This is a genomic window from Christensenella hongkongensis (genome assembly GCF_000981035.1).
GTDB lineage: Bacteria > Bacillota > Clostridia > Christensenellales > Christensenellaceae > Christensenella > Christensenella hongkongensis.
Genome location: NZ_LAYJ01000068.1, coordinates 1 through 14038, shown reverse-complemented (window position 1 = coordinate 14038; position 14038 = coordinate 1). Strand labels below are relative to the sequence as shown.

Below are 14038 nucleotides of genomic sequence, written 5' to 3'. Positions count from 1 at the left end.
GGATCATATTGCTTGGAAGGAGGAATGTGAATGTTTTATAAAATGATGAGATTGTTCATCAGTGTTCTTGGCTTCTTCGTGGGGCCGGGGCTCGTGCTTCTGGGCGTAACGCTCTACAATTATTTTGCGGAGGCAGAGCTTTGGAGTTCGTTTCAAACATGGGTGCCGTTTGTAATTTATATCGCGAGTGGAATCATTTCCGGAATTATTTTTTTATTTTTATCCCGCAAACTGGCAAAAGCGTTTGACAAAAACACGAAGCAAATAGAATCACGGCTTGCGTCTACTCCCTCGGCAACGCTGCTAGCGGGAACCCTTGGACTGATACTCGGGCTCGTGGTGGCTGCGCTGGTATCGATTATCGTAGGGCTGATACCGATTGCATGGATATCGATACCGGTTACGATATTTGTCTACCTGATCTTTGGATCGATCGGTTTGTCGATTGGCGTAAAGCGCAGGGGGGATCTTGCAAACTTTATGCACCTGCGTAAAACAGGAAAAAATGCAGAGTCTAAAAAAGAAGGGAAGTATGTTTCCCCAAAAATACTGGATACGAGCGTAATTATCGACGGCCGAATCCTGGACATCTGCAAGACGGGGATGTTTGAGGGGGAAATCGTTGTTCCGGAATTTGTACTGGGGGAATTGCAGAGGATTGCAGATTCGGGCGATTCGATGAAGCGCACGCGTGGCAGGCGCGGCCTTGACATCCTCAACAGCATGCAAAAGGAGCTCAAGATCCCGGTGAAAATAACGGATGCGGACTTTGAAGACGTACCGGAAGTGGATATCAAGCTTTTAAAGCTTGCAAAGGAACTTGGCGGCAAGGTCGTGACAAACGACTATAACCTGAATAAGGTGGCGGCGGTGCAGGATGTGCCGGTATTCAATATCAACGAGCTTGCAAACGCCGTAAAGCCGATCCTGATGGCAGGTGAGGAAATGCGCGTGACAATCGTTAAGGACGGTAAGGAAGCAAATCAGGGAATTGCTTATCTGGACGACGGAACGATGATCGTTGTAGAGGGCGGCAAGGGCAAGATCGACCAGACGATGCAGGTGGTGGTGACGAGCGTATTGCAGACCGCCGCTGGACGTATGATCTTTGCGAAAATAAAAGTTTAGAAACAGGCTGAAAACTGGGGCGCTGCGGTATGCCCCGGTTTTTGTTTCAGAAAATGCGTTTGTTTGAGGCGGCGTTGCACAGGAATGATCAGGAGGATGGACGAGTCTTTTGCTTTGCAGCCCAGAGAAAATATTTGTAAAAGGTTATGAAAAAAGAGGTTGACATCTTGATTTTCTTATGATAATATAGTAAACTGCATTAGCATAGTAGTACTGTGGAAAGTTGCCGCTATCGGCTGGTGAAAAAAACGCATGGGAGTGCGCTTTTTGCGCGTTTTTTGGAAAAAGCCGTCTACAGGTATTTATAACAGTTGTACGTAATCAATTTAAATATAGGAGTTGTTGTTGAGTATGCATGAAGTTAAGTTTGGAACAAATAAGAGAATGAGCTTTTCGAAGATCAAAGAAGTTCTAGACATGCCGGACTTAATCGAAATCCAAAAAAACTCTTACGAACGTTTTTTGAAGGAGGGTCTTGGAGAAGTGCTCAAAGACATTTCCCCTATTATAGACTATTCTGAGAACCTCGTACTGGAGTTTGTCGATTATCACATTTCTGAAACGCCGAAATATGATGTGGAAGAATGCAAGGAACGCGATGTAAACTATGCCGCTTCTTTAAAGGTTCAGGTCCGTTTGCTCAATAAGGAGACGGGCGAGGTAAAAGAGCAGGAAGTTTTCATGGGCGATTTTCCGCTTATGACGGAAAAGGGCACCTTTATTATTAATGGCGCGGAGCGCGTCATCGTTTCCCAGCTCGTGAGGAGCCCGGGCGTATACTATGGGGACGCAAAGGACAAAACCGGAAAAGATTTGTATAGCTCCACCGTGATTCCAAACCGCGGCGCGTGGCTTGAATATGAAACGGATTCCAACGATTGTATGTATATCCGTGTTGACCGCACGAGGAAGCTTCCCGTGACGGTGTTTTTGCGTGCGATGGGCCTTTCGACGGATACGGACCTGCGGAATTTTTTTGGGGACGATATTAATATCGAAGCGACGCTTAAAAAGGACAACACCTCCACCAAGGAGGAAGGGCTTGTCGAAATTTACAAGCGCCTGCGTCCGGGCGAGCCGCCCACAGTGGAAAGCGCGAATATTTTAATCGGTTCGCTGTTTTTCGATAACAAGCGTTACGACCTTGCACGTGTCGGACGTTACAAATTCAATAAAAAGCTTGCGATTTCCCAGCGCATTGTAAACCAGGTTGCCGCAGGCAACGTGATCAATGAAGACACCGGGGAGCTTCTTGTTGCCGCCGGTGATGTGATCACGGAAAAAATTGCCTTGGAGATCGAAAACGCGGGACTTTCGTATGTTGATCTTTCAATAGGCGAAGAGATTGCGCGCGTACACGGCAACCGCTTTGTAGACGCGAAGAAGTACCTGAGCTTTGATCCCAAATCAGTTGGCCTCAACGAAAAAGTATATTATCCTGCACTCAAGGAAATCCTTGACGAGTGCGGATCGGATACCAAGAAGCTGAAAGAAGAACTCAGCGCGAATGTTTCCGTGCTGATTCCGCGGCATATCATCATTGACGATATGTTCGCTTCTGTGAGCTATTTCCTTGGCCTGAAGCATGGGCTTGGCCTTACGGATGACATCGACCACCTTGGAAACAGGAGACTGCGGAGCGTGGGCGAACTGCTGCAAAACCAGATCAGGGTTGGCCTTACAAGGCTTGAAAGAGTCGTGCGTGAAAGAATGTCCATCCAGGATATGGACGTTGCAACGCCTTCCAACCTGATCAACATCAGGCCGGTAACGGCTTCGATCAAAGAATTCTTCGGTTCATCGCAGCTTTCGCAGTTCATGGACCAGACAAACCCGCTTGCAGAGCTTACGCACAAAAGAAGATTGTCGGCGCTTGGGCCGGGCGGCCTGAACCGTGATCGCGCAAGCTTTGACGTGCGCGACGTGCATCACTCGCATTATGGACGTATGTGCCCGATTGAGACGCCTGAAGGGCCGAACATCGGCCTTATCGGTTCTCTTTCCACATATGCCAGGATAAACGAATATGGCTTTATTGAAACGCCTTTTCGCATGATCGACAAGAAAAAGGGCGCTGTAACGGATAAGGTCCGTTATATGACTGCGGACCAGGAGGAAGACCTCATCGTGGCGCAGGCAAACGAGCCGCTCGGCGACGACGGCGTGTTTGAGCATGAGCGCGTTATGTGCCGCGTGCGCGACCAGATTGTCGAAGTGTCGAGGAACGAGGTAGACCTGATGGACGTTTCCCCGAAGCAGCTTGTTTCGGTGGCGACGTCGCTTATTCCGTTCCTGGAAAATGACGACGCAAACCGTGCGCTGATGGGCTCCAACATGCAGAGGCAGGCAGTGCCGCTGCTAATCCCGGAGGCTCCTGTGGTCGGCACCGGTATGGAATATAAGGCAGCATACGATTCCGGCGTACTTTCGATTGCCAAGAAGAGCGGGGTTGTGAAGAGCGTCGACGCAAAAAATATCGTAATCAGCAATGACGACGGAACGGAATCGGAATTCCATCTGATCAAGTTTGCACGTTCCAACCAGGGCACCTGTATCAATCAGCTCCCAATCGTTTATGAAGGACAGAAAATTGAAGCCGGACAGGTTCTGGCGGACGGACCGTCCACTGCGAACGGAGAGCTTGGCCTTGGAAAGAACCTGCTCATTGGCTTTATGACATGGGAAGGTTACAACTACGAGGACGCTATGCTGATTTCAGAGCGTCTCGTGAAGGACGATGTGCTTACCTCAATCCACGTTGCGGAATATGAGGCGGAAGCCCGCGATACCAAGCTTGGGCCGGAGGAAATCACCCGCGATATTCCAAACGTTGGTGAGGACGCCCTGAAGGATCTTGACTCGCGCGGCATTATCCGCATTGGCGCGGAGGTGAGAAGCGGCGATATTCTGGTCGGCAAGGTGACGCCCAAGGGCGAAACCGAGCTTACGGCGGAAGAGCGCCTGCTGCGCGCGATTTTTGGCGAGAAGGCGCGGGAGGTTCGCGATACCTCGTTGAGGGTGCCGCACGGCGAAGGCGGTGTGGTCGTCGATGTAAAAATATTCACGCGTGAGAACAAGGACGAGCTCACGGCGGGAGTCAATAAACTGGTGCGCGTTTACATCGCGCAGAAAAGAAAAATATCCGTGGGCGACAAAATGGCCGGACGCCACGGTAATAAGGGTGTTATTTCCCGTATTCTTCCAATGGAGGATATGCCGTTCCTGCCGGACGGAAGGCCGCTTGATATTGTTTTGAACCCTCTGGGCGTTCCTTCCCGTATGAATATCGGGCAGGTGCTGGAGGTTCACCTTGGCATGGCGGCGAAGGCGCTGGGCTTTAACGTGGCAACGCCGGTATTCGACGGCGCTACGGAGGAGGATATCGAGCAGCTTTTAGAACAGAGCGGATTATCGCCTGACGGAAAAACAGTGCTTTACGACGGCCGCAGCGGCGAGCCGTTCGAAAACCGTGTTACCGTCGGTTACATGTATATCCTGAAACTGCATCATCTGGTTGACGACAAGATTCATGCACGTTCCACAGGCCCTTACTCTCTCGTTACGCAGCAGCCTCTGGGCGGTAAAGCACAATTTGGCGGACAGCGTTTTGGGGAAATGGAAGTTTGGGCGCTTGAAGCGTATGGCGCGTCAAATACATTGCAGGAAATCCTGACGGTAAAATCGGATGATGTTGTGGGGCGTGTTAAGACGTACGAAGCAATCGTGAAAGGCGAGAATATCCCGGAGCCGGGCGTTCCGGAATCGTTCAAGGTGCTCATTAAGGAAATGCAGAGCCTTGGCCTTGACATCAAGGTCCTTTCGGAAGACCGCGGGGAAATCGCGATCAAGGAAGCGGACGAGGACGATGGAATGGCGATCGACATCAACATTGCCGGAGCGGAAGACCTGCCGGAGGGCGAGGAAGAATTCGATGCGGGCGATATGGTCATCGAGGATATCGACGATCTTTCCATCGACGAGCTTGACCTGCCGGATATCGACCTCCTTGAAGATGAGGAGATTGATTTTGACGACGACTTTGCAGACGATGTGATTTCTGATATGGACGACGACATAGAGATTACGGAAGACCTGAACATCGACACGGATGTGCTCGATGACGACGACGATCTGTAAGCGCAGGGTACTTGGTAGAAATAGAAAATTTTTGACATAGTAGAGAGGAGAGGAGTTTACTTTGTTTGAACTCAACACTTTTGATTCGATTCAGATAGGTCTGGCGTCTCCGGAGAAAATTCGCGAGTGGTCTAGGGGAGAGGTTAAAAAGCCTGAAACCATTAACTACCGCACATTGAAACCGGAAAAGGACGGACTTTTCTGTGAACGCATTTTCGGGCCGACAAAGGACTGGGAATGTCACTGCGGAAGATATAAAAGAATCCGTTATAAGGGTATCGTTTGCGAAAAGTGCGGCGTTGAAGTAACGCGCGCTAAGGTGCGCCGCGAGCGTATGGGCCACATTGAGCTGGCTGCTCCGGTTTCGCATATCTGGTATTTTAAGGGGATTCCTTCCCGTATGGGACTGCTCCTTGATATGTCGCCGAGGTCACTGGAAAAGGTGCTTTATTTTGCGGCTTTTGTGGTGACGGATCCGGGCGAAACGCCCCTTGAGTATAAGCAGCTTTTGACAGACAAGGAATACCGCGAAGCGCAGGCAAAGTTCGGCGAGGAAGCATTCTCTGCCGGAATGGGCGCGGAAGCGGTCAAGATACTGTTAAAGAACGTTGACCTTGACGCGTCCGCAAAGGAACTGCGTGAGGAACTGAAAACTTCAACGGGACAGAAACGCATCCGCGCAATCAAGCGCCTTGAGGTGGTGGAGGCATTCCGCCAGTCCGGGAATAAACCGGAATGGATTATTATGGATGTCGTGCCGGTAATTCCGCCCGAGCTTCGGCCTATGGTACAGCTTGACGGCGGACGTTTTGCCACGTCTGACCTCAACGACCTGTACCGCCGCGTGATCAACCGCAACAACCGCCTGAACAGGCTGCTGCAGCTTCGTGCGCCGGATATCATCGTAAGGAACGAAAAACGTATGTTGCAGGAAGCGGTGGACGCGCTCATCGATAACGGCAGGCGCGGGCGTCCGGTAACTGGCCCGGGCAACCGTCCGTTAAAGTCCCTTTCCGATATGCTGCGTGGTAAGCAGGGACGTTTCCGCCAGAACCTTCTGGGAAAACGTGTCGACTATTCCGGACGTAGCGTTATCGTGGTAGGGCCGGAACTGAAGATGTACCAGTGCGGGCTTCCCAAGGAAATGGCGCTTGAGCTCTTTAAGCCCTTCGTCATGAAAAAGCTTGTGGAAGAAGGCTTTGCCCATAACATTAAATCTGCAAAGCGTATGGTAGAGAAGGTGCGCCCGGAGGTTTGGGACGTGCTGGAAGAGGTAATCAAGGGACATCCTGTTCTCTTAAACCGTGCTCCTACGCTGCACAGGCTTGGCATCCAGGCGTTTGAGCCGGTGCTTGTAGAGGGACGCGCAATCAAGCTGCATCCGCTCGCTTGTACGGCCTACAATGCCGACTTTGACGGCGACCAAATGGCTGTGCACGTACCGCTTTCCGTAGAAGCGCAAAGCGAAGCAAGGTTCCTGATGCTCGCGGCAAACAATATTTTGAAGCCGCAGGATGGAAAACCGGTTGTTTCGCCGACGCAGGATATGGTCATCGGATCGTATTACCTGACAATCCACAGGGAAGGCGCAAAGGGCGAAGGAAGCATTTTTGCTTCGCCGGACGAGGCGATCCTTGCGTACAACACAGGCAATATCGACCTGCAGGCAATGGTTAAAATCCGTGTCACCAAAGAGGTGAACGGGGAAATGAAGACGGGCATTATCGAGACGACCACGGGCCGTGTGATTTTCAATCAGGCGATTCCGCAGGATCTTGGGTATATGGACCGCAGCCTGCCTGAAAACGAACTGAAATTTGAGGTTGACCAGCTGATCGACAAGAAACAGCTCGGCAAACTGGTAGACCTTTGCTTTGCGAAGCTTGGGCCGACAAAAACATCGCATGTTCTGGATGCGATCAAAAAGCAGGGCTTCCACTATTCGACGATCGGCGCGATTACGGTCAGCGTATCTGACATCAAGATCCCGCCGGCCAAGAAACAGCTGATCCAGGAAGCAGAGGACCGCGTACTGACAATCGAAAAGCAGTACAAGCGCGGCCTGCTGACCGAAAAAGAGAAAAAAGACAATGCCGTTAAGGTTTGGGAAGAAACCACCAATAAGGTAACGGACGCTCTGATGAAGAGCCTCGATAAATTCAATCCAATCTACATGATGGCAAATTCCGGTGCGCGTGGTTCCACGAACCAGATCAGGCAGCTGGCCGGTATGCGCGGACTGATGGCCGATCCGAATGGTGAGATCATCGAGATTCCGATCAGGGCAAACTTCCGTGAGGGCCTTACCGTTCTGGAGTACTTTATTTCCTCGCACGGCGCGAGAAAAGGTCTTGCGGATACGGCGCTCCGTACAGCCGACTCGGGTTACCTTACGCGCAGGCTCGTAGATGTATCGCATAATGTGATCATCCGCGAAATCGACTGCTTTGAGAACCTTGGAGAACAGGTGCAGGGCGTGCCGATCAGGAAACTGACCAACACGAACGGCAAAGAGGTTATTGAGCCGCTCGAAGACAGGATCAGGGGACGTTATACGTCTCAGGATGTGATCGATTCTGACGGAAACGTAATCATTAAGGCGAACGAACTGATTACAAGCGAGATTGCGTCTCAGATTGTAAAGGCAGGCATCGAAGAAGTATATATCCGTACCGTGTTTACGTGCAAAAGCGAGCACGGTGTGTGCGCAAAGTGCTACGGCGCGAATATGGCGACGGGCAACAAAGTGGATATCGGCGAAGCGGTAGGCGTTATCGCGGCGCAGTCCATCGGCGAGCCTGGTACGCAGCTTACCATGAGGACGTTCCATACGGGCGGCGTCGCCGGCGGCGATATCACACAGGGCCTTCCCCGTGTAGAAGAGCTGTTTGAGGCAAGAAAGCCGCGCGGACTTGCGGTCATCTCTGAAATCGCCGGAACAGTTGCGATCAACGACACGCGTAAAAAGCGCGAGATCACGGTTGCCAATGACGCCGGAGAAGCAAAAACATATTTGATCCCTTATGGTTCGCGCGTTACCGTGACGGATGGACAGGTGATCGAAGCGGGCGACGAGCTGACGGAAGGCTCGATTAACCCGAATGACATCCTGAAAATCAAGGGCGTCAAGGGCGTTCAGGAGTATCTGCTCAAGGAAGTACAGATGGTGTACCGGATGCAGGGCGTTGAGATTTCCGACAAGCATCTGGAGATCATCGTTCGCCAGATGCTCAAGAAGTGTAAGATTGAGGATGCGGGAGATACCAGTATGCTTCCGGGCGAACTGGTGGATATCTTCCAGTTTGATAAGGAAAACGAGCAAATGATCCGCGAGGGCAAAGAGCCGGCAACGGCTTCGCGCGTACTCCTTGGAATCACGAAGGCTTCGCTTTCCACAAACAGCTTCCTTTCGGCAGCGTCCTTCCAGGAAACGACAAGGGTGCTCACCGAGGCGGCGATCAAAGGAAAAGTGGATCCGCTGCTGGGGCTTAAGGAGAACATCATTATCGGTAAGCTGATTCCTGCCGGAACAGGCATGAAGCGGTATAAAAATATCGATGTGATCTCAAATGTGGTAAACGACGACATCGCATCGCAGATCGATGTGGATATCACAGATACGGAAATATAAAGAAATGTTGTGAAAATGGTGGGCGGAGGTTATACTTACCTCTGCCCGTTATTTTATCAGGGCGCAAACAGCGCCCGTCTCAAAAGGGGTTTAGGAATTAATGAGCAATATGAACCAAACGGGTCAGGGCAGCGACCCGAAGAAAATGTGCCCGATCGCGGACAGCGAGCTGTGCGAGTGGCTGGGGAGAAACGGCTGCTATCAGTGCTATATCAGTACGCTGAAAACGCCGGAGGCAAAGGAGAAGGCGCTTTCCAACTGGAAAACCACGTTATCCTACCTTCCAAACAACATTGACGAGCTCCATTCCACCGGTAAATGCCAGTTTTGCAAAAGCGAAGAGCCTGAGGAAATGGATGGATATGCGACGTTTGAAATTGCGCATTCGGAGCCGTACGCGGAAAAAGGCCTGATTTTTGGGCTTGGGAAAAAGGTGCGTACGCCTGTCGGATCGCTCCTCACAATGCAGGTGAGTATTGGCAAAGAATGCAGGAAGGCATTCCGCAGGATTGATTTTATGCAAATGGGGATTCTGATCCTGTTTGTGATTGCGGGATTTGTTTTGCTGATGATCCCGCAGATCAGCGGGCCGCTTGCAAACTGGTTTGTTTTCATGCCGTATCTGCTTGTGATACTGATGGGGCTTGCCGGATATTTCCTTGGAAAGAACATGGCTGCCGCATATGAAAAGAAAATAGCGAAAAAGGTCAGGATAGACCTGCGGGAAATTAAGCTGATCAAGCAGATGCTGGACCGTGGCTGGTTCTTTTTCCAGACGACGAACGGAATGCCGCGTGTGTTTTTCTCCAAGAAAAAGACGTACGAATGTTTGAAACCGCAGCGTAATCTCGAAATCGAGGAAGATGAGGACGAGGAAACGCTTGACAATATGAACATTTAAGTGATATTATATTTAGGCGCGCTTTTTGCGTTTTTTTGAGGTGTGTAATCATGTATGATGAACTGAAAAACGCTGAAAACAAGGTGGTTGGGCTAAAACAACTGCTGCGCGGACTTGATGCGGACGATGTTTCGGCGGTGTATATCGCAGACGACGCGGAGGAGCATATCAAGGAGCGTATCCTTGAGGCCATCGGCGAGCAAGACATCCATGTGGTGTATGTGGAATCGATGCGCGAGCTTGGAAGGCAGTGCGGAATTGAAGTTTCAGCGGCCTGCGCGGCTATCATCAAAAATTAATTCTCTTCATGGGTTGCGGAGAATTTGAGCCATAACAATTAGAATTGATAAGGAAGAAAGGAAGGTGCGTGTATGCCTACCATTAACCAACTGGTAAAAAAAGGCAGAAAATCCCAGGTTTCGAAATCGAATTCGCCTATTTTAAAACAGTGTCCTCAGAAGAGAGGCGTGTGTTTGGCGGTTAGGACGATGACTCCTAAGAAACCTAACTCTGCTTTGCGTAAAATTGCAAGGGTTCGCCTTGTAAATGGCATGGAAGGTACGGCTTACATTCCGGGAATCGGTCACAACCTGCAGGAACATAGCGTTGTCCTCATCAGAGGCGGCAGGGTAAAAGACTTGCCTGGTGTAAGATATCATATAGTACGCGGGGCGCTTGATACGGCCGGCGTTGCAGACAGAAAACAATCGCGTTCGTGCTACGGTGCGAAAATGCCCAAGAAATAAGATATCGCCCTGATTAGTGGCGTATCTTTCCTGCGTATGCCGCAGAGCATAGCGGGATTTTCCTGGACCGGCTGCGAAAATGCTGATTTTGCAGTTGGGAGTTTTCTGGAAATGGGCGGGGATTTTCCCGTTCGTGTGGAATGGTAAATGATTCTTTTAATATAAGGAGGGCTTTTCAATGCCTAGACGTGGTGGAGTTCCAAAGCGTGAGGTAATAGCGGATCCGATGTACAACAGCACGGTGCTGACGAAGCTGATCAACCAGATCATGGTTGATGGCAAGCGTGGTACATCCCAGAGAATTTGCTATGACGCTTTTGAAATAATCAAAGAAAAAACAGGCAAGGATGCGATTGAAGTATTCAATGCCTGCATGGAAAACATAATGCCTGTACTCGAAGTTAAGGCAAGGCGTGTGGGTGGTGCGACCTACCAGGTTCCGATGGAGGTTCGTCCGGAGCGCCGTCAGACACTGGCAATCCGTTGGCTGGCACTGTTCTCAAACAAACGCAGTGAGCGCACGATGAGGGAACGTCTCGCGGCGGAAATCATGGATGCTGCAAACAATACGGGCGCAAGCGTTAAGAAGAAAGAAGATATGCACAAGATGGCGGAAGCAAACAAGGCGTTTGCACACTATCGCTGGTAAGGAAGCGTATCTTAAAATTTCATGAAATGGTCAGGAAGCGGTTTTAGGAGCGTATTTTGCTCTTAAAACCGTTAGTGCCGTTAAACAGAGACCTTATGAAGGCATAAGAACGAGGTCAGGGCCGCGGCCTTTGCCCGGAAGGGACAGAACAGGATTGGTGTGCTGTGGCAAGCGAACACACGGCAGCGTGTGTCATGGAAAACGCGGTATTGTTGCCGTTTGTTTCACTGTGAATTTGGTGTAAACAGACGGTAAACATTTTATGAAATTGCAGTATTTTTCATCGTAATAAGGTAAAATAGTACTGTTAGGGTAAAATAAAAATGTTTTTATAAATTTTTATCAGAATGGAAAGGAGAAACAATGGCTGGAAAATTTCCACTTGAAAAGGTAAGAAATATTGGTATTATGGCGCATATCGACGCCGGTAAAACCACTGCCACCGAACGTATCCTGTTTTATACGGGCAGGACATATAAGATCGGCGATACACATGACGGTAATGCGGTCATGGACTGGATGGAACAGGAACAGGAAAGAGGTATCACGATCACTTCTGCTGCTACAACGACGCAGTGGGAGGGCCACCAGATCAATATCATCGATACGCCCGGACACGTTGACTTCACGGTAGAAGTTGAACGTTCGCTGCGCGTGCTTGATGGTGCTGTTGCGGTTTTTTGCGCGAAAGGCGGCGTAGAGCCACAGTCTGAAACCGTTTGGAGACAGGCGGAGGGCTATGGCGTACCGCGTATGGCGTTTGTCAATAAAATGGATATCATGGGTGCTGACTTCTACAATGTTGTCGACATGATCAGGGAGAGACTTGGCGCAAATCCTGTGCCGCTTCAGCTGCCGATTGGCGTGGAAGACACTTTCTCGGGTATCGTTGACCTCGTTGAGATGAAGGCGGTCGTATATCCGGAAGATGATCCGACAGGTACGAAATTCGACGTGGTGGATATCCCGGACGACATGAAAGACATGGCGGACGAATACCGTGAAAAGCTGATTGAAGCAGTAGCGGATCACGACGAATCCATTATGGAAAAATATTTTGCGGGCGAAGAAATCTCAAAGGATGAAATCATCAAAGTGCTGCGCAAAGGTACAATCGCAGGTTCGATTATTCCGGTATGCTGCGGCAGCGCTTACAGGAACAAAGGCGTTCAGCCTTTGCTCGATAAAATCGTAGAGCTTATGCCATCCCCGCTCGACGTTCCCCCAATCAAGGGAATCAAGCCGGGCACGGATGAAGAAATCGAGCGTCCGGCGGACACAAACGGTCCGTTCGCAGCGCTTGCGTTCAAAATTATGGCAGATCCGTTTGTTGGTAAGCTTGCGTTCTTCCGCGTCTATTCCGGTAAGGTGAGAAGCGGTTCTTACGTGCTCAATTCCACAAAAGGAAAGCGCGAGAGAATCGGACGTATCCTGCGTATGCACGCAAACCACAGGGAAGAAGTAGACGAGGTCGAAGCTGGCGATATCGCAGCGGCAGTCGGCTTCAAAGATGTTGGAACAGGCGATACGCTGTGCGACGACAAACAGCAGATTATTCTTGAGAACATGGTGTTCCCGGATCCGGTTATCCAGGTTGCTATCGAGCCCAAGACCAAAGCGGGACAGGAAAAAATGTCCGTAGCGCTGCAAAAGCTGGCAGAAGAAGATCCGACGTTCCGTGCTTATACGGACGAGGAGACGGGCCAGACGATTATCGCAGGTATGGGCGAACTGCATCTGGAGATCATCGTAGACCGTATGCTTCGTGAATTTAAGGTGGAAGCTTCGGTTGGTAAGCCTCAGGTTTCCTACCGCGAGACCATGACAAAGCCGGTCGACGTGGAAGGCAAGTATGTCCGCCAGTCGGGTGGTAAGGGCCAGTATGGTCATTGTAAAATCCACGTGGAGCCTTTGGAGCCGGGCAGCGGTTATATTTTTGAAAGTAAAATCGTTGGCGGATCGATTCCGAAGGAATATATCCCGTCCATCGACAACGGTATTCAGGAAGCTGCAAAGAGCGGCCTGATCGGCGGATTCGAGGTTATGGACTTTAAGGTAACGCTGGTCGACGGTTCTTACCACGAGGTTGACTCTTCTGAAATGGCGTTTAAGATCGCAGGTTCCATGGCGATCAAGGAAGCGTTCGCAAAGGGCGGCAGCATCCTGCTTGAGCCGATGATGAAGGTTGAAGTCGTTGTACCTGAGGAATACCTCGGCGACGTTATGGGTAACGTAAACTCGCGTCGTGGACGTATCGAAGGTACGGAAGCACGCGGCGGCGGACAGATCATCCGCGCGATGGTGCCTCTTTCAGAAATGTTTGGCTATGCAACGGACCTTCGTTCCAGGACGCAGGGCCGCGGACAGTTCACAATGCAGTTTGACCATTATGAACCGGTTCCGAAGAGCATGGTGGAAAAAATCACCGGAGAAAAGAAATAAGCCTGAATGCGTCGCGAAATGAACGCGCAGGCAAAAGAAACAGTATAGCGAAAAGTAACAAGTAATAAGGAGAAAAAAGTAATGGCAAAGGGTAAGTTTGAGAGAAACAAGCCGCACGTAAACATTGGAACAATCGGACACGTAGACCATGGAAAAACAACGCTGACGGCAGCGATCACAACGGTGCTTGCAAAGTCGGGAAAAGCGGAAGCGACCAAGTATGACGAAATCGACAAAGCGCCGGAAGAAAAAGAGCGTGGAATCACGATCAATACAGCGCACGTGGAGTACGAGACAGATACGCGCCATTACGCGCACGTAGACTGCCCGGGACACGCGGACTATGTAAAGAACATGATCACGGGAGCGGCGCAGATGGACGGAGCGATCCTGGTGGTATCGGC

9 protein-coding genes are annotated in these 14038 nt (G+C 50.5%); all 9 read left to right on the top strand.

The window, feature by feature from the left end:
- Positions 1-30 precede the first annotated feature (30 nt).
- The gene (locus CHK_RS03625; RefSeq protein WP_046442677.1) at positions 31-1128 is read left to right on the top strand and encodes a PIN/TRAM domain-containing protein; all 1098 of its coding nucleotides are present in this window, start codon (positions 31-33) and stop codon (positions 1126-1128) included.
- Between the two features lie 351 nt (positions 1129-1479).
- The gene (gene rpoB / locus CHK_RS03620) at positions 1480-5265 is read left to right on the top strand and encodes a DNA-directed RNA polymerase subunit beta (protein ID WP_046442676.1); all 3786 of its coding nucleotides are present in this window, start codon (positions 1480-1482) and stop codon (positions 5263-5265) included.
- A gap of 61 nt (positions 5266-5326) precedes the next feature.
- On the top strand, positions 5327-8896 hold the full coding sequence (rpoC, locus tag CHK_RS03615; protein ID WP_046442675.1) for a DNA-directed RNA polymerase subunit beta': 3570 nt from the start codon (positions 5327-5329) through the stop codon (positions 8894-8896).
- A gap of 109 nt (positions 8897-9005) precedes the next feature.
- Positions 9006-9797 carry a hypothetical protein gene (locus tag CHK_RS03610; RefSeq protein ID WP_131925059.1) on the top strand — a complete coding sequence of 264 codons (792 nt, stop codon included), beginning with the start codon at positions 9006-9008 and terminating at the stop codon, positions 9795-9797.
- Between the two features lie 50 nt (positions 9798-9847).
- Positions 9848-10096 (top strand): ribosomal L7Ae/L30e/S12e/Gadd45 family protein, encoded by a 249-nt coding sequence (locus CHK_RS03605; protein WP_046442673.1) that lies wholly within the window; start codon positions 9848-9850, stop codon positions 10094-10096.
- Positions 10097-10168: 72 nt separating this feature from the next.
- Entirely contained in the window at positions 10169-10543 is a 375-nt protein-coding gene (rpsL, locus tag CHK_RS03600; protein ID WP_046442672.1) for a 30S ribosomal protein S12, read from the top strand.
- A 178-nt stretch (positions 10544-10721) separates the two neighbouring features.
- Positions 10722-11192, top strand: coding sequence for a 30S ribosomal protein S7 (rpsG, locus tag CHK_RS03595; protein WP_046442671.1), 471 nt, complete (start codon positions 10722-10724; stop codon positions 11190-11192).
- Positions 11193-11555: 363 nt separating this feature from the next.
- A complete protein-coding gene (gene fusA / locus CHK_RS03590) occupies positions 11556-13634 on the top strand; it encodes an elongation factor G (RefSeq protein ID WP_046442670.1) in 2079 nt (692 codons plus the stop codon).
- An 81-nt stretch (positions 13635-13715) separates the two neighbouring features.
- A partial coding sequence (locus CHK_RS15540) for a GTP-binding protein (RefSeq protein ID WP_082103371.1) occupies positions 13716-14038 on the top strand: 323 nt, incomplete at its 3' end.

Excerpts from the sequence above, each read along its gene's own strand:
- CHK_RS03610 (WP_131925059.1), top strand. The coding sequence starts at position 9,006 with ATGAACCAAACGGGTCAGGGCAGCGACCCGAAGAAAATGTGCCCGATC.
- rpoB (WP_046442676.1), top strand. The coding sequence starts at position 1,480 with ATGCATGAAGTTAAGTTTGGAACAAATAAGAGAATGAGCTTTTCGAAG.
- fusA (WP_046442670.1), top strand. The coding sequence starts at position 11,556 with ATGGCTGGAAAATTTCCACTTGAAAAGGTAAGAAATATTGGTATTATG.
- rpsG (WP_046442671.1), top strand. The coding sequence starts at position 10,722 with ATGCCTAGACGTGGTGGAGTTCCAAAGCGTGAGGTAATAGCGGATCCG.
- CHK_RS03605 (WP_046442673.1), top strand. The coding sequence starts at position 9,848 with ATGTATGATGAACTGAAAAACGCTGAAAACAAGGTGGTTGGGCTAAAA.
- rpsL (WP_046442672.1), top strand. The coding sequence starts at position 10,169 with ATGCCTACCATTAACCAACTGGTAAAAAAAGGCAGAAAATCCCAGGTT.
- CHK_RS03625 (WP_046442677.1), top strand. The coding sequence starts at position 31 with ATGTTTTATAAAATGATGAGATTGTTCATCAGTGTTCTTGGCTTCTTC.